This window comes from Streptomyces sp. WAC00040 (assembly GCF_056835925.1).
Genome location: NZ_JAKQZE010000005.1, coordinates 277,618 through 301,840, shown reverse-complemented (window position 1 = coordinate 301,840; position 24,223 = coordinate 277,618). Strand labels below are relative to the sequence as shown.

The following is a 24,223-nucleotide window of genomic DNA, read 5'->3' as shown; positions in this document are numbered from 1 at the left end:
GCGTGTCGCTTCAACTGCCCGACTGGCTGCGGTCCGTGGCGAACTACACGGTCGGGGTCTGGCCGTCCGCCGACGAGGACGGGCTGCGGGGTCTTGCCGAGACGTACGAGCGGCTGGCGGCTGATGCGCGGGGGCTGGACGGTGTGGTGGAGCAGCAGTCCGTTCATGTTCCGGGCTGGCAGGGTTCCGCGTCCGAAGCGCATCGCGATGCGCTGCACAGGCTTCGAGGTGATCAGGGACTGGCGCAGCTCGCCGAGTCGGCCCTGCAGATCGCCGAGAACTGTCGCCGGACAGCAGGCGAGGTAGAGAAGGCCAAATACCAGGTCATCATGATCACGGCCTGGATGCTGTACGTGATCGCGAAGCTGATCTTCCTGGCACCGTTCACCGCAGGAACGTCCACGGCGGGCATCCCCTTGGTGCAGGCGGCGGCGAGAAAGGCACTGGAGCGGGTGCGGGACTGGCTGCTGGGGGCACTCAAGGCGTCGCTGATGGGCGCAGCGTTCGTCGGCGGTACGGACCTGGCTGCACAGCTTGTCGTCAAGGAGAAGGAGGGCGACGGCTACGACGTCAACCTCCAATCGACCTTTCAGGGAGCCGGTGTCGGAGCATTGGCGGGTTTCCTCGGGTATGTTGTAGTTGGTCGTGCTGCAGCTGCCGAGGTGAAACTGCGAGGGATTCTCGGTGCGGGCGAGGGCGGGGCGACGCAAGCTGTTGTCCTACGCGGCACGAGTGCCGCCGCAGCAGCCGCTGTCAAGGCGAAGCCGCCGATCCTTCCCACATGGACGCTGAGTCCGCTCGGCCAGGTCCCGATCCAGGCGGCAACGGGTACGGCAGCGGCCTACATCGCCAGTGTGGCGAGCGGGAGGCCGGTCTTCGACCTGGCGAACCTCATCTCGAACGGCTTTGGCGGGCTGGTCGGGCCCCGGGCGCCGAAGGTGCCGGACATGCCGACACTTCGCGACCTCCTCCCAGACATGGTCCACGGGCCGGAGTCGGTGCGGTTCGCGGAGCCTGTGCCGATGCCGGATTCGGGTGGTGGGTTCGATCTCCCGGCCGGCGGTGGCCGGGTCGAGATGATGGAGAACGGTACATGGTGGGTGCGTCCCCACGATGCTGGAGACTCTGCATTCGCCTCCGCAGTGCGGGATCTGGGCCAGGCGAGCGAAGGCAGCAGCGGGATCACGGTGGTGGTGGGCACGCCGGACGATGCCCCCGGCTCGGGAGTCGCTCAGATGACCTCGCTCTGGGAGGGCTACAGCTCTGTCCGTGAGGATCTGTCGGGGGAGGTGGTGACGCGGATCATTCTTGCGTCAGGCTTGGGTTCTGCCGACATCCCGATGCTACGCAAGTTCGTGGCAGACACGGGCGTAGAAGTGTGGGCGCATCCCGGCAGACTGGAAGTCGGCCCAGCCAATTCGTTGTTCGTGACGGGCGACGGCGATGGCATGGCTGCCGGCAACTTCGCTCAGATGATGCGATTCTCGCCGCCCGACACAGGTGAGAGGCACAGTTCCTTCTCGCCGTTCTCCGCGGCCTCGTCGGACACGCCGCGGCACGCGAGCACCGGCACGGCGGATACGACGGCGAGCGCCGCCGGACACTCCTTCGGGGAAGTACACTCCACCGACGGGCCACGCGGTTCGGGCGGCGTCCCCGCCCACGAAGGGCCCTCCACAGTCGCATCTGCCGCCGCTCCCATGCACATGCCTGACGTCTCCGGAACCGCGGGGCACGCCGAGTTGCTCCACATGGCGGCCCCCGAGACTTCTCGACCCGACTCCTTCCACACGGCCCCGGAGTCTTCTCGCCCGGAGTCGTTTTACACAGCCCCTAGCTTCGACGACACCCCGCGCACCAAGTCCATAAGCCCGGAGGACGTGGAGATCCGACCCCTCGGGGCCTCCATCAACGCGCCGGCATGGGAACAGGTGTTGAGCGCGGCTCCTCCCCTCCCGGACCGTGTCGGCCAGGTCCAGGTGCAGCGCATTCCGGCTGGCTACGTGCTCAGTTCCGCTCCCCTTCCGGAGGCGGCGATGTCGTCGATGCGGCTGATGGCTCCCGACCCGTCGCGCATCACGCTCGTGGTGACCGACGGAGGCGCGAGCCAGACACTGCGGACCGTGGTCCAGCTCGTTCCGGAGGCGGCCCGTACGAGCGTGCGTGTCATCGCACCCGAGGCGACGACGGGCCTCGCCATGCAGATGCTCGCTCTGAAGACCGGCACGGAGACAGTGAGTGGGCCACCGGGCTCGCAGGCCCGGTCGGTTCTGCTCCATGACGCCGATGTCGCACGCGTGCCCGGGCTGCGCGAGGTGGTGGCGACGACGAGCCCGGTGGTGATCTCCGAGTCCGGTTCGGCACATGCGCGTCCGCAGCGGGACAGCGTCCATCGCGCCGGAGAGTATTTGAGCCTCAGCCGTGAGTTCGAGGACACGGCCGCCGGCGCCCCCTCGGTGGAGATCGCTCCGATGGGCACGGTCTTCCCTCCCCGGCAATGGGACCAGGTGCTGACCGAGGCCTTCACCAAGGGGGCGCTGCCGGACATGGAGCGCGTGGCGCCCGGCGTTCTGCTCACCCCAGACGGTGTCGACCGGCCGTTCGTCGCCGAGGACCTGTTGCCCGGGGACCGCGTCACGGTGGTCGAGTACGGTGCAGTCGGCAGCCCCGAGGCACGGGCGCGGGTCGAGGATGCGATACGCAGGATCTCCCCGGCACCCGGCATGGATGTCATGCGGCTGGCTTGGAACCAGGCTGCGAGTGCCGAGCGGCTCGACCACGTACAGCAGCTCGCCAACAGCAATCGCGTCACCTTGGACGTTCCCACCGGTGATCTCATTGTGCTGCCGGACGGGACTACAAGGGTCGAGGGTGGCACCAACCTGCGAGTCTCACCCGACGCCGAACCACTGGACCTCGGCGCGGTGTACCCGCCCCCGTCGTGGCGGGCGGATGTGGACTCGGCAGCCCGGGTCGCAGACGACCCCGACAGCATGGTGGCCTTCAGCCCCACTTCTTCCGGAGTGAAGATCGGCTCTCGCGTCGATCAGGCCTTGAGCGCCGCCCTGCCATGGCTGCCTGACGGGCAGTCGGCCGACGCCGCACCACTCAGCGATAAGGCCCCACTCGCACTGCTCACCGCCGATCCCACAGGGATGGCCACTCATCAGGCCATTGACGCCTGGCTCGGGCACCTGTCTGGCAAAGTCGCCACCGTCGATGTCGTGATGGCGCACCCGGCGGCCAACGAACTCACCCGGCCTGCGTCCGACTCCCGTCCCAACCCCGCGGCCGACCGCTTCCAGCGTCTCGCCAACACCCATGACATACGCCTCCGGATAGCGGACGGCGCCTGGACGCCGAACCGGGACGGCAGCTTCCGGCCCAGCGAGCCGGCCACCCACACGGGCTCGCTCACCGACCTCACGTACACGGAGTACGTACCGCACCGCCCAATCCTGGAGAATCCCGACACCTCGCGCTCTTTCGAGACGGCTGACCCCGCCCGCGAGGGACTGCCGGTGGCTCCACCGATCCCCACTGTGGTGATCCATGAAGCCGATGTCGCACCGCCGGCCCTGGCTGCTGACCACCCGCTCCACAATGCAGTACCGTCCGCCAGCAGTGGGGAGCTCCAACCCCTTCCTTGGCGTAGCAGCTTCCCCGATCTGGGGGAGGACGCACAGTCCATACGAAGTGAAGGGATTCAGGGGCAGCCACTTCAGCCGGTGTTCCGCGACCTTGGTCCAGTGGATGCCTCCAGCTCCTCGGACTCCTCCTTGGCCATCTCAGGCCCTTTGAGCAACCTCGTCCGGCTCCGGCCGCCGATGTCATTCACGGACGGCTTCCAGTTTGGGCCTGGCGGCCGGATCGAGAACTTGCATGACATCAAAGAGACGATTTACGCGAAGATCCGTAAGGAGTTCCTCCCCGAAGACTTCACGCCAGAGGTTGCGGCCGCCTTCGAGAAGGCGATGATCCTCGATCAGGCATCGCTCGGTGAGCAGGAGTGGGGCCGCTGGCTGGTGCACGGCGGCGTCGAGTTCACGGTGCCGGTTCCGGACGGCCGCGAGTTTGCCGTGGGCGTCGCTCTGGAGCTCCAGGACAGCGGCGAGGCGCACCACATTCCCGCCAAGCCAGGCCACCGTGGGATGCAGGAGACGAACACACAGCCGTTTGACCCGGCCTCCAATTCTGAAGCCGGCTGGGTCACGAGTCGTTCTGCCGGCTGGGACGGAGCGATCACGCTCCAGACCTCGGCAGGCATGGGGCTCGAGACAGCGGCCGGGGTGTCGCTGGGCTCGACGTTCAGTGGTTCACGCAGGCATACCGAGACGGAGGCGGGGGTCTCTGTAACCCAGGTCCTGCGCTCGGTCGCGAGCGGTGATCAGGTCCATTTCCTCTTTCCCCACGGGCTCATCAGTGTGACCGTGCACGAGGTGGGGCGGCCCATGCCGGTTCTCCTTCACGAGCGCACCGCCGTCGAATTCAGCTTCCCGGCCGACGCAGTGCTCGTCGAAAGGCTCGGCCCGGACGACACCGTGCTGCCACGTGAGGTCGCAGACCGGCTGGGCCTGATCGGGACGGAGACGGCAGAGGAGCGGAGCAGGCTTCTGCCCCTGCTCCGTGATGCTTGGTGGTCCGGCAATACCGACCCGATGTCCATCGGAGGCCTCGAGGATCTCCAGGGGCCGGTTCTCGACGTGCTGTCCCAAGCATCCGCAGGCCTCACCCCCGGTGAACGCCGCGGGATCAGACTCTTCCTCACAGAACGCACCCATATGCGGGAGTTCTTCCAGCTCGTGGGCGGCGGCCACACCTCGGATCAATTCCGGGCGGGCGAGGGGCAGGTGTCCCTCGTCGCCCGTTTCGCCGCACATTCCTTCCAGAGACTCGGCCCTGCAGACCTCACCAAACTCTGGTTCGAGCTCCGTAACTACCTCTTCGAAGGCAACAAGAACGAAAGCGGCAACGCAGTAGGCCTCGGTGCCGGGCTCGGCTTCTCGCCACCCGCAGTCGGCAAGCCCAACGGAGCGCACAGCGTCAACCTCCACATCGGTGCCAAGGGAACGCTCGGCGTGAGCCACACGGACGGGCAGAGCAGCGAGGTCGCTCAAGGCCTAACCCGCTGGCAGAACCTGACCTACGAGGGCGATACCGATCTCTTCGTGGTGAAAGGCGAGCACTCGGCCGAGCTGCTGACAGACCTGAAGCTGGACCGCACCATGGTCTCCACAGACGGCACGGTATACGTGTGGGTGCCCACGGACAGCGCGGACCGCTTCGAACACCTCCTGAAGACTGTGACTGGCCAAGACATGCCAGCGCCCTCGCCGGTGACCGACGAGGAGAAGGCACACATCCCAGCAGTGATCCGGAAGAACCTCGGCGTGGGCGCGGGCCTCCTCCAATTGACCGGCGACGCCACGCCGGAGGTCGGCGAGCGCATCCTCAGACTTCTTGACGACGCGGTCGGCGGCTTCTCCAAGACCGACGAAGCGGAGGTCCGCCGCAGGCTCGTTCCCGATTTCTCCCCAAAGGGCCTCGGCTCGCACGCCGACCTCTTTCTCGACGGCCAAGGCCTTCACAAGAAGGTAAACCTGCCGAACGGATCAACAGCCCACATCACTGTGCTGCCGGAACGCGCCGCTGACCCTTCACGGGCGGGTTCCGACGACAACAGGCAGGCGAACCTTGTGTACGCCCAAATGCACGGGCTGGAGCACAAGGACATGTCTGGGTGGGCTTTCACCGCGGGCGTTGAAGGCTCCGCCAGCGTCGGGATAGGGAAGTCGTTCAGCCTCGGTCTGTCCGGAAGGTACGAGTACACCAACAGGGCGGAACTGACTCTGGTCGACGGTGAGTTCGTTTTCACGACCAACAACGGTGTGCTGCTTCCCAAGAGAATGCGCTGGTACGAGTACCGCGTCGAGTACCGGGTGCGTGTGGAGGTTGATTCACCGCCCAGAATCTTGGGACCGGTCGCGGAGGCCTACCATACGGTGATCAACAAGTTGACCAGCTTTCGGCCGGTCAAGGACAGCACCACCATCCCCCTGCCCTCCCAAGCCCTGCCGCCGATGGCCGGAGTGGAGAGCGCCTCCCAACATGCCTCGCCGCGCGAACTGCCGACGATCGACCATGATCCCACGCGCGTGGGCGCCGGCATCTCCGACCGAACCGCCTTGCCTGATGGCGGAGGTTCCACCGGGGACACCTCGTCCGACTTTGGATCCCTGACCCGGCAGGAAACCGTCGTCGCTCCGGTATTGGAGGAGACCAGGACGAGTCCCCGCTCTGTTGTCCGGGAAAGTGTTGTCGGCGGCGGCCGATGGAAGTACTGGGTGCCCGAAGAACTGACACAGCCCCACTTCGAGGACGAAGCAGCAAGGGCGAGTGCCGATCGAATCGGCGAGACCTCGGTGTTCACCGGCGAGCGCTGGTCACCGGAGTGGCGGCATTGGCGGGGCGAGGACGCCGTTCGGGAACCGGTGGGCCCCAACGACATGCTCATCAGTCTGATCACCCCCCGGGAGCTGGCACCCAGGCTCAGGGAAGCGCTGCGCAAGATCAGCTGGCTCACCGAGGAGGACATCAGGCTCATGGTCGCCAAAGCGGCCAACTCGCGAAAACTCCTCTCACTCTTCCTGCACGGGAGTGACACCGGCATCTCCCTGCCCATGCCGAGGCGCAAGAACGGGGCGCTCGTCGACCAGCTCATGACCGTCCGCATCACCGCGGAACTACTGAAGTCCGCCAGCGTCACCCCTGACACCGCGCGGGCCGGACGGCTGAGCCTCGCGGAGATCACGGACAAGGTGATCAGTGGAGTGTCGACCGGGTCGTCTCACAAGGTCGGGGGCTCTGTCGGCTTCGGAAAGCAATTGAACGCGGCGGACAACAGCAGCCTCCTTCACCGGATCACTCCCGGCGTCAGCGGCAATAGGCAGTGGGGGAAGGGGAACAGGGGAGCGGAACACCTGGACCGGGTCACCACCGGTGGGCTCCTGGTGGACGACCCCAGGCCCCATCAGCGCCGTTTCGCGCACGCCGCCATCACGATCGAGGTAGAGAGCTGGGCCGAAGGGCCCCGCAACCCCGGCAAGGTGGTCAGGGAGCCGATCCATTTCCTCGTGCACGACGGCGCTGAATTCCTGCGACGTATCGAGAATCTGCCTGAATACGGGCCCCTGCGGGTGCCGGACTCCTTCGACGCGCGTGATATGCCGATGTTCAGCCCTCCACAGCGGCTGGCCTTCCAGCCTTCCGCCTGGCCGGAGCCCACCCCGGGACGGAATCCGCTCATCGACCTCGTCATGGCCAGGTTGCCCCAGCACCTTCCCGAACTCGGGGAGGTGCTGGAGAAGACCGGAGAGAAGGGGCTGACCTGGGCGCGTGACGGCCATGTGTCCCAGCCCCTTGAGGTCATCCTCAGCGAGGAGTCACTGCGGGGCGCGTATGACCAACTGCGCAGCTCCGGCCTAATGCTGCGACTGCTGCGGCCCGGTACGGGGCTCTACCTGCTGATCGAGGCGCAACGGGTCGGGACGTTCACGCACGAGAAGCTCGATGCCGGACTACTCGTCGGCAAATATGCGAACCGCGACAACTGGTTGTCGATCGTGGACTCCAATCCCCGTGCACGTGGCATCGGTGCCGATGGGCCTTACCAGCAGAGTCCCTCTGGAGGCCGCGTTGCCAATGGCGAGGAGAGCGCGGGAGGCGGCAGGACCGTCAGCCACAATGACATCGTCATCCGCACGAAGAGGCGGAGCGAGCATGACGCGTTCAAGTTCAAGGGGGGCCACATCTATGTCGGGGACCTTCAACTCAAGGTCTCCTTCTACCGGATGCCAGGCCCCTTCCATCCGGCGGTCAACAGTCTGCTCGCCGGGCTCCCCGAGCGTGCACTTGCCAGCTACTACCGAGCAGACGACCCGCGTAGCGCCTCCCAGGACATCATCACCCTGACCGAGCACGCCGCCGTCCCAGACGCTCTCATCAGATCCGCGGGCGACTATGAGGGGCGCCGGGTCAGCGTCACACTCCTCGACCGGCCGAGCGACAAGCCGACGGTAGCAGTCACTCGACGCGATGTGCTCGACGGTGATGTCATGGTCATGGACTTCGACCACGACGCTGCCAGGGACCTGCACCATCAATTCATCACCGCGCTCGCTCAAGAGGACACTCGGCGCTGGCTGCGCCTCAGCGGCCCGGAGCTCTTGGCGGAACTTGGCACCGTATCCGAGGACGCGATACGCAGCATCGTCTCGTACTCGCAGCTCAAGGGCTTCCTCGACCGGGCGCTGATGGCCGGCGAATACAGATCCCCCTTGCTGTTCCGCAACGGTGTGACCGACGAGGTGCGCGGCTGGCTCACCATCAAGGCGCGGCTGGTCGACCCTGAGGTGAAGAGGTGGTCGGTCCAGCTGGAGGAGCACAACAAGGAGCGCAACACCCGCACCCAACAACGGACCATCACGACAGCCGGGACGTCCAACCGCGTAGGCATGGGTGGCGGAGCCGTTGCTCAGACCGGCGACCTGCGGACCAGACCGGGGGACCCCGCCGGGAGCCAGACGGCCGTGGCCCCGTCGCTGGGCTGGAGCTGGGGCCGGGACGAGGCGGGCTTCGCCGTCTCGCAGATGCTTCGAGGCTCAGGCGGAAGTTTCATTTCGCGGCCCCACCCCACATACGTATACACGGGCATGGGGATCGAGTACACGATCAGCCTGGAGCTGGCGAAGTCGTCCGACTCTGACTACTCCGCACCGGATGGAAAGGTGACAGGCAGCAGCAGGTCGAGGACGTTCCACTTTGCGGCTGATGACACCGTGGAACTGCTCATGGTGCCCGAGCGAGCTGTGGAACTCGGCCTGGGTGAGCCGAAGGCATCGACGCGTCGGAGAACGGCAGAGGATGCCCCACCGGTGGGAACGGAGACACCGCCGAACGTGGTGGCGGAGTCGGCACCGGAGCTGGCACGCGTACCCCACACGATGCCGACGCCTGAGAGCATGATGGCCGTCCCCGATGTCGTAGTCGCGATGCCCGATGACCTCAAAGACGCCGACGCCGGCCGGGCGGGCCCGGTAGGTCCGCGTGTGGGTGACATTGCGGACGCGTCGCCGGTTCTGGAACGACGTGTGCGGTGGGTGGACGAGGTCGAGGACGGCAACAGCGCCGCGGACGGCGCTGCCCAGGGTTCTGTGCGAGCGAAGCTGCCATCAGACACGGATGCGGTCGCCGCGACGCGACTCGCCGACGACGCAGCAGTCGTGCGGGCAAGCCGTGAGGGCGACAGCGGGGAGGCAGCAGCGGTCGGTGTGACTCCGAATCGGCCTGTCGGCGATAACGTCAGCGGCTCATCGTCGCCCGCACGGCGCCTCCACGTCGCCTTCGATCCGGATGGCGGGAAGGTTCCCGCACGGCGCGAGCTGCCGGTCTGGTTCACGCAGCGTACGCAATTCGGGCTCGACGCCGGGATTCACAACCTCGACCAGGTCGTGGAGCGCCTGCACGAAGTCGTACACCGCTCGGTGGACAGGTGGCACCTGCCGCCCGAGATCACGGACGCGCTGCGCGATTCCGTGGCGCGCCACCAGGCCGCGCTGGGCGGGCGCCAGGAGTGGGGTCGCGCACTGGTGCGCGACGGCGTCGACTTCACCGTGACCCTTCCGAACGGCCAAGCCTTCCTGGTATCCGCCAACCTGGATCTCAGGAAGGGCCGCGGTGTGCACCACCTGCCGCCGGTGCCCACCGCTGCTCAGCCGACAATCAGCGAGACGCCAGGGCAGTCCTGGGATCCGAAGGTCAACGCCTATTCCGTCGATGCCAAGGCCAAGGAACGAGGTGTGTCGGTCTCGGTGCCGCTCAAGTTCTCGTTGGGAACAGGCATAGGGCTCCTTGATCTGTCCCTCGGCCCCACCATTGGTGGCGGGCGCACTCGTACCACGGGCGAGTCCGCAGTGGTCATGTCGCAGAACGTCAGGTCCGGGCCCAACGGAGAGCACGTCTACTTCAACTCCCGCGCCAGCAGGCTGCGCGTGACCGTGCACCCGCTCGGTGAGCCGGCCCCCAAGGCGCTGGCTGCACACATGGACGTTGTGCTCGCATTCCCCAGCAGCGCGGCGCCGCTGACCGCCGTTGGCCCGGACGATCGCGTGGTCGTGACGGAGCACGGCCCGGAAATCGGTCTCACCAATATCCTGGCTAGTGACCGGCCGGGGGACCCACTCGTGGTCGCTCATGTGAACCGCGACGTGCTTGCGAAGCTGGACAACGCCTTGTTGTCCCATGAGATCCATCCGGTTTCCCTCGACGGCATGCAGGTGATCCAGCGCCGTGTGCTGGCCGACCTGCCACCCGATCTCGTCCCGCCTGGCTCGGAGGTGCGTGACTCGATCAAGGTCTTCCTCAGCGAGCAGACCCAGCTCTGGATGTTCTCCCACCTGATCGGCGGAGGCCACATATCGGAGTCGTTCCAATTGGGTGAGGGGGCGCTCTCGCTCCTCGCGCACAGCCACCTGCTGTCGATCGAGAACGTGGAACCCAGCAGACCCGCCACATTTTCCGACCAGCAGCGCACGTTCTGGATGCGGGGCGTCACTGCCGGCTCGTCCGACTCCGGCGCACTTGGCTTCAGCCTTTCCCTCGGAATGGTGCTCGGAGATGTGAACGCCTCTTACGGCGGCAACCACGGTCTCGGCATCACGCCCAAGGTCCAGGTCGGCGCCTCGGCCGGGCGGAGCATGGACGCGACCGGGGGTCTCAGCCGGTGGCAGACGTTCGCGTATGACGGCCCGGCTTTCACCTACCGGCTCAAGATGCGGCACGTCACCGAAGTCCTCTCCGACCTGCACGGAGTGAGCGGGGAAGTAGTAGTCGACGGCTATGCGTATGTCCGGGTGCCGCTGGAAAGTGCGGGCCAGTTCGAAGAGGACGTCCGGCAGGCGATCGGCTCCCACCCCACGGCGGAGCCCCGCGCTGTCACGGACGAGGAGAAGGCCCTCGTTCCGCCCGTAGTCAGAAAGGGGCTAGGGACGGGCTCCGCGTTCGTGCAGATGCCGGGTGACTCTGCAGCGCGCATACAGGGGAAGGCACTTGAGCTGATCAACGAGGCACGCCTGGATCACCAGCTGCCTGCTCTCTCTGCCGCCGACACGGCGGAAGTCCGCCGCAGGCTCGTCCCGCACCTGGGACCTGACGGGCTCCCCGCCAGCGCCGACCTGCTCTTCGGCGGCCGAGGTCTGCGGCAGGACATACCGCTGCCCGACGGGACCACAGCGACGGTGACGGTCAGGCCGGTGAACCGATCAACGGACCCGGTGTGGACCGGGCGCAGCGACAACCGCCAGATGAAGTTGGTGCGTGCAACCATGCATGAGCTCGCACACAAGGACACACTCGGCCGTTCGTTTTCCTTGGGCGTAGGCGGCGCGGCCGCCGTCGGACTGAGCAAGCTGACCGGCGGCCTGGTCGGAAAGCTCGGGCTGAGCTTGGGATACGGCTACTCGCGGAATTTCGGGCACAGTCTGCTCACTGAGGACTTCGTCTTCTCCGTGCCCTCGTTCATCACCTTGAGCGGTTCTGCGCGCGGGTTCGGCTACGGCGTCGACTACGCCGTTTCGGTGGAGCTCTCGCGGCAGCCGCGCCACAAGAGCGCGCTCATCATCGCGGCGACCGCAGCGAAGGACGCCTTCCGTCGTGGGACATCCCGGCCTCCTGACATCCCCCCGATGATCGGCAGGCCGGAAACGCCGGTCGGCCCCGACGTGCCGAGGCCCGCGCCACGCAGCCAGGAAAGTCCGGACAGCGAAGGCGACCGCTCCGTCATCAGCCGGACAGGGGCCCAAGTGACCCCCGGTTCTGCCGGCCCCCTACCGGAGCCCACCTCAGGCCAGCCCCCCCTGTCGCGAAACGCCACGGTCAAGAACGCGACGGTCGAGAGCGGCCATGTGCGGTACTGGTTCCTGGAGCAGATGCTCGCACCCGCCTCGATGGATGAGGCCGCGCGGGCGAGCGCGGACGCCGTGGGCCAGACGATGACGACCTACGGCGAACGCTGGGAGCCCTTGCCAGGCGACACCCCGCTGCCGCTGACGACTGCCGATGTGCCGGTGGGTGCCGTGAGCCCGCCGAAACTGGCCGACGCGCTGACGAGGATGCTGAGCAAGGCAGCGTGGCTCCCGGACCGTGACGTCGCCTCGATCGTCGATGAGCTGACGAATCCACGGCAGCTCATCGGGCTGTTCCTGCACGGTATGGAGACGGGCATCTCGATGCCCGTCGTTCGACGCCACGTCGGTGCCCTGATCGACCAGGTCGTCTCCGTGCGGCTGACCGCACATCTCGTGGAATCCACAACACTTCACCCCGATGCGGTCCAAGTGGCGCGGACGGACCTGGCGGAGGTCACACCCAAGGTGGAAAGCGGTGCTTCCCACGGCTCCTCGCACCGTGGCCACGTCAGTGCCGGCCTGGGAAGGCAAGTTGACTCGCCCACCCCAGGCGGGACCTCCAACCGCTTTCTGCCGGGCTTCGACGTGAACGCCTCGCACTCGCACACCACGGGCACCGCGACGATGCACAAATCGACCACGGGCGCAATGCGCAGCGACGACTCCACCGACTATGACCACAGGTACGCCCATGTCATCTACGAGCCGGTGGTGGTGACGTGGTCCGAAGGTAAACTGGGGCGGAGCAACAAGGTCCGCCAAGTCGCCCATGTCCGTGTACACGACGGCTTTGAATTTCTACGCCAAGTTGCCGCGCCGCCGCAGCCTCAGCCGGTGGGCGTCCCGGCGACGATCGCCGCCGGCAAGTTGCCCCTGACCAGCGTCACGTTCGACCTCGTCTTCCCGCGGCCGGGCGGTCCTGATGGCGAGCCGGGCCGCAACCACCTCGTAGACACGTTCATGAGCCTGCTCAGCTCGGAGGTACCCGATCTCATTGGGCGCTCGGACAAGGCGGAGGGCGCCGGGCTCCAGATGGCCGTCGACGGCGCTATGGCCATGCCGGTCGATGCGCTGCTTAGCCCGAAGATGATCCAGGCCCGGCTCCCGCAACTGCTCGACACCGGAGTCACGCTGCGTCCGGTAGGCCCACGCGGCGGGTACTACGTGAACATCCAGGCCAACCGCCTGGGTGAGTACGGGTATGTGAAGCCGCGGTCGACGACGACGATGGCCTCCTACCTCAACTCTTTCACTTGGAGCGGGCATAGCGAGACCCGCTCGGGCTCGGCAGGCGGAGGCCTCGACTTCACGGCCTCCCAGCATCCGTCGGGCGGGAGAGTGGCCAGCGGACAGGAGAGCGCCGGCGGCGCCTTGGGCGCTGGCCGCAGCAGCACTGCTGCCCACCAGGGCGGTAGGAGCGGATTTGACCTGGTTACCTTCAAGGGCGGGCACGAATACGAAGGACCCGTCGAACTCGTCATGGTGGTCAAACGAGTTGCCGCGCCCAACCCGCTGGTCGTCAACCGCCTGCTCGGAGGCCTGCCCGATCGGGCCATGGCAGGCTATTACCGCGCCGATGACCTTCATCACGACGCCGCACGCTACGCCGTCACAGTGACGGAGCGGCTGGGTATCCCATCGACGGTTCTCAAGTCCCGCACGCCCCTCGAGGCCCTGGACACCAACGTCACCTTTCTCGACTCCCCGCACACGCAGATGCCAGGGCTCTTCGAGCAGCCCGATGGGGCACCGGCCCGGATCCCACCAGGAGTCGAGACCATCACCCGATTCCCGCTCACCGGGGACGACTTGCGCGAGCGCCGCGCGGTAGTGGTGGGCTTCTCGCCCAAGGCGGCGCGTGATCTCCACGCGATGTTCCTCGAAAAGCTGATGGAGCCGGCCAACCGGCCGCGGCTGCGCTACAGCGGTCCCGAGCTCCTGGCCGAGGTCGGCACGATCGCCGAGGACGTCGTACGCAAGCTCGGCTCCCGGGCGTTCCTTGCCGGGTACCTGGACGAGGCGCTGGACCGATCCGGATACCAGGCGCCGCCGCTTGTGCGCGCCGGGGGCCCGCTCACCGATACCCACGGCTGGCTCAACATGCGAGTCAAGCTGTTCAACCCCAAGGTGCTCGACTGGATCGATGTCGCTGGGCACGACCTGGAGACGAACCGGCGCGAGCAGCGTAAGTCGGTCACCACTGTCACCACGTCCACCACAGTGACGGTCACCCCCGGCCTGGTCACCCAGACAGGCGACCCGAGTGCGGCAGCAGGTTCCCCAGACAGCCGCCAGATGCCCGTGGTGCCGTCGCTGAGCGTGACCCGCGCAGCGGAGGACAGCGGTGTCTCGATGTACCGGAAGCTGGCGGGCGGGACCTTCGTCTCTCGCGGTGCGGGAGAACAGTTGCACGTACGCGCGGGTGTCGCGCTCGTCGTTACTCTGGAGTCTGCGAGCATCCGCGGGCGCGACGCGCACCTGAAGGAGGTGGGCGACGCCGCGCCCGTCGAGGTGGCGTTCAGACTCGACGACGCGATCGAGTTCGCAATCCACCCGGACCACGTAGAGGCCCTCGGCTTCCAGGATCCGGACGGGTGGGGGGAGACGGCCGCCCGGCTCGGCATGACCGAGCAGGAGTATCGGCGGTCGAGGACCCTGGAGGCCAGCGCGATCGCGCAGACCGTGGGACTGACGCCGGGCAGCGGCAGCTGGCACGGCCAGATGGCCGAGATCGCGCGGACGCTACACCGTACCGGTGACATGGACGACGCCCGAGCGCTCGCCCGCAACCTCGCGGCAGCGGAGGAAACCGCGTCGGTTCAAGAGAAGGTCGTGCCAGCTCCGACAACCGTCGTGCCCGGCCCGGAGGCCGTTGTACCGGACACGGAGCGGGCAGTAACACCAGTCATCACGCCGAACATGACACCGGATGCCGAGCCAGCCGCGTCCCCTGTCCCCTCGCCTGCCCCGGTTCCCGGACCGGGTGAAGGGCCTCTGCGCCAGATCGAATCGCGGCTCCTGGCCCTCCCCGACGAGCGGTTCCTGTCGCTGACCCTCGACGCGAGTGCCATCCTTGCCGAACGCGGCATCCTGCGGCCCCCAGTGGTACTCGGAGATGGCGCCTACCGGTACGCGAGCGATGTCTACTGGGACCTGCAGCTCCGGATCGCCGATGTGCTGGAAGCGGAGGGCGACCGGGCCGCAGCGGTGGCGTTCGCTCAGCGCTACCCGGCCGATCCGGCCCCTGTCGCGGTCGAGAACCAGGAGCAGGGCCAAAGCCAAGGGCCTGGGAACCGGGCCACCCTGGATCCCGCGTCCGCCGGACCTCACGACATCACGGTCTTCATGATGCGTGCCGATCCGCACTCCTGGCCTGGGGAGGGGTCCACCAGCGGCTCCGGGAGCAGCAGGTCCCTCTCCGATGCCGGTTCCGACTCCATCCTCCGCGAGCTCCGGGAAGTCCTCGACCCCTCAGGTGCCAGCGCGGCCGGCCCCCGGCCGAACCAAGACGATGGCCAGGCCCTGAGCCTCGCCCACCTTGCCGCCGCGGTGTTCCAGCGCCCGATCGACACGGTCTCCAGCATGTCCCGGGACGAGCTCCTCGCCCTCGAACATGCCGCCACGCTCGCCTGGCACGAGCTGGCACCGGACAGTCCTGTACCCGACGCCGCGATGGCCGTGTACGCCATGGTCGAGTTCGCGGGAGGCATGGCGGGCGAGAGTGGGTTCGGCCTCACCGGCAAGCCTTTTTCCGAGAGCACCGAGGACGCGGTCACTCTGGTGGGCACGGTCGCCCTGGCCCGAGCGCTTGGGCACCGACGCCCCGACCCCATGGACCTGATCCTCGTCAACTGGATGGCCCGGGCCAGCCGCGGAGAGGATGCCGGGCCCGCCTTGGCGCCCGGTGAGGTGGTCACGGCGGAGCGGGTCGAACTCATCTCCCTGCGCGCGCTGGGGCGCAGAGCGGATGAGCTGGCACACGTCTTCCTGCGGGCTGACGAGTTGGGTCTCGAGCCGGACCGCATCACCACTGTCGACAGCATCCGCAGGGCCGCCGTGGCAAGCCTGCTGGACCTCCAAGTCACAGTCAGCCACCCCATCTGGGAAGGTGTCGGTCGCCTGGTCGCCGAGACCGTCGGCCCGAACGGGCATGCCCCCGACGACCTGTTTGCCTTCGACCTTGCCCTCTCACTCGGACGCACCGTGGAGCGGCTGACCTCTGAGCTGCGACCGCCAGGCGTAGACGACCTCAGCGGCCCGGAGCTTGAGACACTACTGACGGTGCTTGAGCTTCACCCGGTCGGGCTGGGGATTTCGGTCACTCCGCAGTCCATCGGTGCCGTCGTCGCCGACCTGGTCGGTCGGCACCAGCCAGAGCAGGCGGACCTGGAAGACCTGCTGTTCGTCGTTGACACGGCGCGTACGCAGGCAGGCGGCGCCATGCATCCGTTCACGCTGGATTCGTTTACGCGGGCTGCCGGAGCGCTGCTCCCGGGGCCGGACTTCGGGGCGACCGGCAGGACGAAGACGGGGCTGCCGAGCGATGTGGCCCAGGTGATTGCCACGGTGCGGCTCACCGATGGTCTACATATAGATCCCCTCCCCGAGAACATCCGCCTGGTGGACCGGATGGCCAAGGTGAGCCGCGGCGAGGGACCAGGTCCCACGCTGCCGTTCGGCGCCCTCGTCACGCCCGATCGGGTGTCCGCCGCAGCACTTCACATCCTCGGAAAGGACCGCGACCAGGACACACTTGCGCAAGTCCTCGCCGACGTCTCTGTGCTCGGTCTCGATCTGCAGCAGGTCACCAGCGGGCATGATGTCCAGCGGCTGGCGGTGGCCCGCGCGCTCCGCTTGACCAGTCCCCTCAGCGATGGGGAGTGGCGCAGCCTCGGCTTGCTGGTCGATGAGGTGACCGGGCCGTTCGGGCACTACACACCGGGCACCGAGTCCTTCGACACCGCTGCCGGCCGCACCATCACGAAGCTGGGTGTCGAGCTGCCGAAGGACCTGGACCCGGCGGCCTGGACACGGCTGCTGCCATCTCTGCTGGAGCTGCACGGCTCGGAGCACCCCGTCTCGGCCGAATCGATTCGTGACACGGTTGCCCGGCTTCTGGACTTCCCCGACGACCTCACCGCAGTCCCGGACGGGCTGGCGCGAGTGCTGGAAGCGGCCCGCGCCCACACGGGTCGCGGCCCGGGCCCGCTCACCGTCGAGCAGGTCCGCTCCTACAGTGCCTCGCTCTTCAACCGGCCTTTCGGGGACGAGCGGCCCATCGGAGCACCGGTTGGGTCCGCCGCGGGCTGGCATGTGCTGTACGACGTGGTCTTCGGTGCGGCTGGCCCGGCGCACACCGAACGCCTACGTGCACTCGTCCACGCCGCTGAGCTGGCAGGCACGTCCCGGGACGCGGCAGCCGTGGCCGACAATCTCTTGCGGCTTGCGCGTGCCGTACCGGCCTTCAATGATTTCGGTATCAGCGGCGAGCGGGTGATGAAGGCGTCGCAGGACATCGCCGAGGTGGTTGACACGGTCGCCGTCGCCCAACACATTTTCCGTTCCCCGACTCTCACCGATATCCGTGTCACCGACCGGCTTCTCGCGCTCAGCCGGGCGGATCTGGACGGGCTGACGGGGGCGGCCGACAAGGCGTTGGGTCCACTCGCTGCCCTGGCCAAGGGCGTGCGAGCAGATCTTGGGCGGCTCGAGGTCGTGTCGGACCTCCTCGGCATGAGCGGCCCTGCGGAGCTGGCGCGTACCTACACCCGGGTGCGATCGCTGGACCCGGGCCGGTTGACAGCCAAGAGGCTTGACGCTTTCGTCCATTTGGAAGCCGCGGCCCGTGAGCGGCTTGCCCGGCCCGCCCATCTGGCCGTGACCGATGCGGAACTGCACGAATTCGCGCGCAGCAGGCTTATCCCGCACGAGCGTCGCGCGCCGTCCCTGCCCGGGATCATGGGTTTCCTCGACTGGGCATATCCCGTCATGGCTCATGCGCTGTCCGGCGAGAACGCGCGGCCGCGCGTGGTCGACATCGAAAGCCTCACCGCGGAGGCGGATGTGCGCCGCGCCGGTGTGGCGAGGCACCTGCGCGTGCACGACAGGATCACCGACTCGCTGTGGCGGAGCCTCGGCATCCTTGTCGAAAAGGCGACCGGGCAGCCGGATGGACGCTTCGACGGTGATGCCCGGGATCTTCACGCTGTGGTGGACCGGACGGTGGACCGACTCACGCGGGGCCTTCTGCTGACGCGGCGCAGAGACCAAAGGAGCCTGCTGCTGAGCCTGCTGGAGATGCAAGCTCCCGGTGACCGGCTGACACCCGAGTTGCTGCGCGACCGTATGTCCAAGCTGCTCGACCTACCCCCAGGCCACCCGATTCCGAGTGTGAACTGGATCGGTGACGTCATCGACTCCACTCGCGCGTACTACGGCGGGACAGATGCGATCACCGAGCGGCAGGTGCGGGAGGTCAGCGCGCACCTGCTACAGGAGCGCGCCGGCCTCAACCAGGTGCGCCGTGTGACGGCTCTCCACGGGCTGTACCAGTGGACGTACGGCACCCCGGTGGCGGATGTCATCGCCTCCTCAGCACAGGGCCGCGATATCGGTGTGACCCGGTTGCAGGCCCTTGCTCTCGCTCTCCACCTGGTCGATGCACCGAGGACCGAGCAGCAGTGGATGGCACGTGGCGTGCTTGATGAGCAGACGATTGACCGGCTTGTCCGTCTTGCCGAGGTGATTCCCACAGCGCACGGCCCGCGAACGGAAGCTTTGGCGGCGCATGACGGGCCCGAGCATGTTCTGGAGCAGCTTGTCGTGGCGGACGTGGTCGACTCCCTGCGGCTGGCTTCGGTGCTCGGTCTCGCCCCTGACATGTTGCGGGATCTGCCCAGACTCTACGCACGGGCGCTTACTACCGACCCGGACCCGGAGTCCGGCTGGTCCATGGAGCGGCTGGCCGCCTTTGCGGAGGTCGAGGTTGCTGCCTCCGATCCGATGGCTACGCAGCCGCCGACGCCTGCCCAGGTGCGGGCGCACGCGGCTTCACTGCTCGGTGAACCGAACCACAGCCGGGCGCTGGCTCAGCTGCTGAACCTGATGGTGGCCGCCGGTACCGAGAATGTGGTAGAGGCATTCTCGCTGGCAGGATTCGGAAGTGTGGAGACCGCAGGAGACGTTGGCGGGGCGGACAGCGCTGTGACAGACGGGCTCGTCGGCCTCGCGTCAGCGCGTCATCTGGCCGACCAACTGGGCTTTGTTGTCCGGGACGTAGAACAACTGCGGGAGATCGCCCGGTTCTCCGGCCTTGCTGCCCCGCATGTCGTGACGCGGCTGGCGCAGGACGAACCACTTACCGCGGACCACCCCTTGCGTCTTCCGGACGGGACGTCGCTCGAGATGCGGGAGTTGTGGCCGACTTACCAGGCCCTGCGCGCGCTGGAACCGGACAGCGTGCCCGACGGCCGGCGGCTCATGGCCTTCCGAGTGCTCCCAGAGCTGGCCGCGGAGTTTCCGGGAGCCTCAGTGGAGTCGCTGGCCGCCGGGATGCTGACACAAGAGGAAACGCGTGATCGGCCTGCGCTGACAGTGCTGCTGGACGTGGTGAAGATGCTGCCGGCCACCGAGAGCTCCACGGCACTCTTGGACATGGTTTTCGGTACCCGGTACCCGACGCTCACCGACGAAGTCATGGCCCGTTACGCGGGCCGCTCGGTAACCGTCGCCCGGGCCCGTGCCTTCGCCGCCGAGGTGCTTGGCCGGCCTGCCGGGCCGGGACGATTGCGAGAGCTGGTCGAGGCGCGGGATCTCCACCGCGAGGTGTACGGGGCCCAGGCATGGCGGCAGCACTCGCCACCGGACAGGCCCGCCCGCGGACTCGACCGGGTCATCGCACCCGCCCACCGCGTCGTCCTACGTGACCTGGCCGACCTCGCAGATGTGGCGCGAGGCTACGGCAGCGACGGCCATGCTCCGGTCGCATTGGCAGATCTGGTCGCATTGGGGAAGCGGGTGAGGACCGGAGAGCGGTTCGAGGTCTCCGGCCGCGCTGCGAACGGCGGTCCCGAGGATGTCCGTGCCCTGCTCGAGATGCTGCCGCTTGCCCGTGAGGTGAAAGTGCCGCTGGACGCGTCACCGTCCGTTGTGGAAGGGCTGAGGGAGCTCGAGCGCGCGGCGGCCCTGACCCGCGATATCTACTCCCGCAGCCTGGCCGGCGGGAAGCCGGATCCGGCGTCGGTACTCGCGGTCCATGCCCTGGTGCGACTGGCGCGGGACGCGGACGGGGGTACGGGGCCGGACTCAAGGGATATGGCGCGGCTGAGCCGTCTGGCCAATGGCGTTGTCGGCAGCTATAAGCCCGGCCGCCTGGTGGACCTTTACCGGGGGTTGCGTGCGGCCCACCCGGGACTTGAGTCCGTGACGGCGGAGCGGCTGGGGGACTACCACCTGCTGTCGCGCATCGCGCGGATCCGGGCGGGGACGGGCGCGCAGGCACTGCGCGGTTTCGCTGCCGCAGTGCCCGGTCTGCCCGCTGGTCGCCACGGTGAGGTGGCGAGGCTGCTCGACGCGATGGCGGAGCAGGATCCCCGATACCGGGAGGCTCTCGTTAGCACCGCGGGGGAGCCGGCGATCAGCGAGGTGCGGGAACGGTTGCGGCAACTGCCGGAAACCGAGGCGGAAGAGTACAGGAGGCAGGCGCGCGCAATCGCCTACCTGCCCCCGCTGAATGGTGAACGCTCCCGTGTCCTCCATGCCGAACTGCTGGATCGTGTCGCGGATGCTGTGCGGGCTTGGGGGGCCCCATTCGCCGAGCACCTGGCCCGGCATTTGCGCCTGGTACGGCGGTCGGGTGTCGCGGGCGGGGCCCATGACGCCGCGGTGGTCGCCGACCATGCGGTTACGCCCAGCGCGGCCAGCAACTTCGGGGCGGTCGCCGAAGGCGATATGGCGTGGAACGACATCACGCTGAGTATTGACCTTGGACAGGAGCGATCTCAAAATTCCGCCGTGCAGACGGCGGACCAAAGCCGTGGCAGGCTCAGTTGGCTCGGTTCCCGAGGGCGCTCGCACGCCATAGTCGAAACCGTCAGCTGGTTGCGCGACATCGCGGGCCTCGTGCCCCGCCTCGACGCAACCGATGCCGTGCCCTCGGTCTCCCGCCTCACCGACGCTCGCCGACTCGCCCAGCTGCTGCAATGGGCCGTCGGTCACAGCGGTGAGCTGCGGCCCGAGCACCTGGATCCGGTGGTTCGAGAGGTGCTCCGCCTCAAGAGCGGCACTCCGATCGTGGACGGTATGCGCCGCCACCTTCTGGACCTCGTTCGGGGCGCCGATCCCCAGGGCCGGATCATCACGATCCACGGACTGCGGGGCGCCGCGGACTCGCACCGCTTCGCTGCCCAGGTGACCCAAGATCAGCGCCCGGCGTGGGAGCGCCACGGCGTCTGGACCACGGAGGGCCACTTCATACCCGATGACTTGCTGGATCTGCAGCCGATCGTGGACAGGCAGGGGACGTTCCGTGGCCGCGGCTCTTTCGCCGACTGGGAGCGACGCGAAAGGCTGGAAAGCTGGCTCGTGGACATCACCACCTTCGAGCGCCGCGAGCGCTTGGACATTCCCACGTCCCGGCCCCATCCGGTGCCATGGGACCCGGAGAACGCGTACTTCTTCTCCGCGCACTCCGGGGGCGGCGTCATGCGTCTCCAGATCAAGGGCCTTGCAGCGCCCGTGCACGTCGACGGTACGCAGGTGGGCCGCCTGCTCAAGCGCAGAAGGAGCCTCATCGCCCTCCAACAGGCAGCCGAGGCTGAGGGACGCCAACCGCCCTCGGTAGTGCTTCTTGCCTGTTACTCCGATCTGGTGGCGATGGGTGCAGTGAAGGAAATGCCCTTCGTGATACATGCCCCCAACGTGAAAGCGGCTGTCGTCGGAAGCGCTCCGGGGAAGATGTGGGACGCTTCGAGCCTTCCCTCGCTTGTCCTAGCCAAGGAGCGCGGAGGGCGGCGCAGCGATTTTCTTACCTTCGGCGGCGAGGCCGACGCCCGCGACCCGCACGTCGACCCTCTGACACAGCTTGCCCGTGACGCCGGGGTGCACCGACGGACCGGGCTCGAGAAGCTCCACCTCGGTACCTGGCCGGTCACCCCGGGCGAGTTGGCGCGCACGCGTGAGCTCCTCCGCCTGGTCGGCGAGCTGGGAGTCGACGAGATGCCGGCCGTCGCCGCGGTCCGCGGCGTCCGCAAGTTGGCCAGTCTTCTGGCACGGGAGTACGGCCACCTCGGTGAGCTGCACAGTCCCGGCCTGGACCCGCTGGTCAGGGATACGTTTGGTCTGCCGGAGGGCGCCGAGGTGGGGCACGAGTCACGTGCGGACCTGCTGCGCCTGGTGCCTCAGACAAAAGCCGACGGCAGACCACTCACGGTCAACGATCTCCGCCAGGCGCACGTCGGTCAACAGCACGTCCACGCTGCGGAAACCCCGTCAGTGAGCGATGGGGCAGCGCTGCCCCTGAGGGACGGGGAGGTCACCACGCCGGAGCGCGAGGCTCAGGCGCCCCAAGGGCAGCCGGTGGCACATGAAAGTAATGACGCTGAGGTTGGTGCGGGGCCGGACCGCGCTTCGGATGGTGCGCCGGTCGATGTGGGCGGCCTGGCGGCGAGTCTGGGTATCGCCGATCTCGACCACCGGACCACCGAGCGGGCCGCGCCCGACCTCCTTGCCGATGGGGACCACGAGTTCCCTGCCTGGCTGGATGGTCTTGCAGGTGTGTCGGCTGCCGACGGTGCTTCGAGGCCCGGGGAGCCTCTGTCGCCCCTCCATCATGAAGGTGACGGGGCTGTCGATGCCGCAGTAGGGAGGGCAGGGGACGCTCTGGCAGCTTTGCTCGGGTTGGACACGCACCATGACCAGCGTGATGACGAACCGTCCCTGAGATCCCACGCTGACGCGCGAGAGCTGTCACAGCGCGGCGCCCTCGCTCCGAGTTCGCCACCGCCACGCGAGGAGACACCCACGGGGGGTGGCGTGGTGCGGAGACAGCGCCGTGCCAACCGGACGCAGACTGCGAGATATCTGCAGACCAGGGCCCTTCCCCCCGATGTACGACGGGCTCTGCACAGTCGTGTCATGGAGCTTTCCGTCAGCCTCGGGAGTGAGGCGCCCTCGGCAACCATCGGCCGCTTGGCGGTGATGGAGCTCCGCGAAGAGGGACTCATTCCCCCTGACATGGCCGGCGCCATTGTTCACCACACGCTGATGCAGCGGTGGACCGGCGTCCCAGTCCGCTTGGAGGAGCTGCCGACAGGAGTGGTGGCCATGCTGCGGCAACGGGTGACCTCCCTCCACGCCGCTGGGAGGATGGCCGACTTGGCGGCCGTCGGCCGACAGGCCGTGGCTGAACTTCGGTCGGAGGGACACATTCCACCGACGGTCTCGGGCACAGTCCTCAACAGACGGACGATGCTGATATGGCGCGAGGCACCCGTGCTCCGCATGGGAAGCCTGCCCAAGGATGTCCGCGGCATGGTCAGGCACAAGCTGAGGTCCCTGGCCTCGGGGGTCGGGGACCTCAGTCATTCGGAACTAGGCAGACGGGCCGTGGCGGCACTGCGTGCGGAAGGAGTGATCCCTGCTGCGGTCCAGGGAGACCAGCTCCCGGCCAAGACCGTATCCCAGCTACTCGAAGAACGTCTCCGAGTGGAGGACCTACCCATAGGGGTCGAGAGGGTCACGGTCCGGGCAGTCGAACCGGCCGCAGAACCCGAATCGGAGTCTCCTCCAGCGCAAGTTACGGCCTCGGTGCCCGGCCACGTCAGAGCGCCGATTGTGCCGCCTTCCTGGTTCCTCACGGCGCAGGCCTTGGCCGCAGGAGCGTTGGACAACGAGCTGGTGGCTGCCGCACTGGTCAACGATCACGTATACGCCGTGCTTTCACTGCCTGCCTCCGCCGGACTTGCCGCGGCCGGGACCGGTAAGGCGGTCGATGACTGGATGGCCTCTCAGTCGCTGGTCTTCGGGCACGCTGTGCCGCCCGACTCTCTCGTGCCGGGGCAGATTGTCGTGATGTTCCCGCCCGGCGCCGGGTACGACCTCGGACTGCTGGAGAGCGGTTCGGCGAACGGGGCGCTGGGCGTGCCCTGGCTCAGCAGTTTCCAGGTGGCAAGCGTGCTCAGCGACTTCCCTGAGCCCGGCGTCTCGTATGTCGTACTCGCTCTGCGTGACGACGGCCGGTTCGAGGAGTCTCAATGACGCAG

Annotated in this window: 1 protein-coding gene; it reads left to right on the top strand. The window is 67.6% G+C overall.

Annotated features, from left to right (window positions below; genetic code table 11):
- The first annotated feature begins 2 nt into the window (after positions 1–2).
- Entirely contained in the window at positions 3–24,218 is a 24,216-nt protein-coding gene (locus tag MDN94_RS36340; RefSeq protein WP_482730058.1) for a WXG100-like domain-containing protein, read from the top strand.
- The last annotated feature ends 5 nt before the right edge of the window (positions 24,219–24,223 follow it).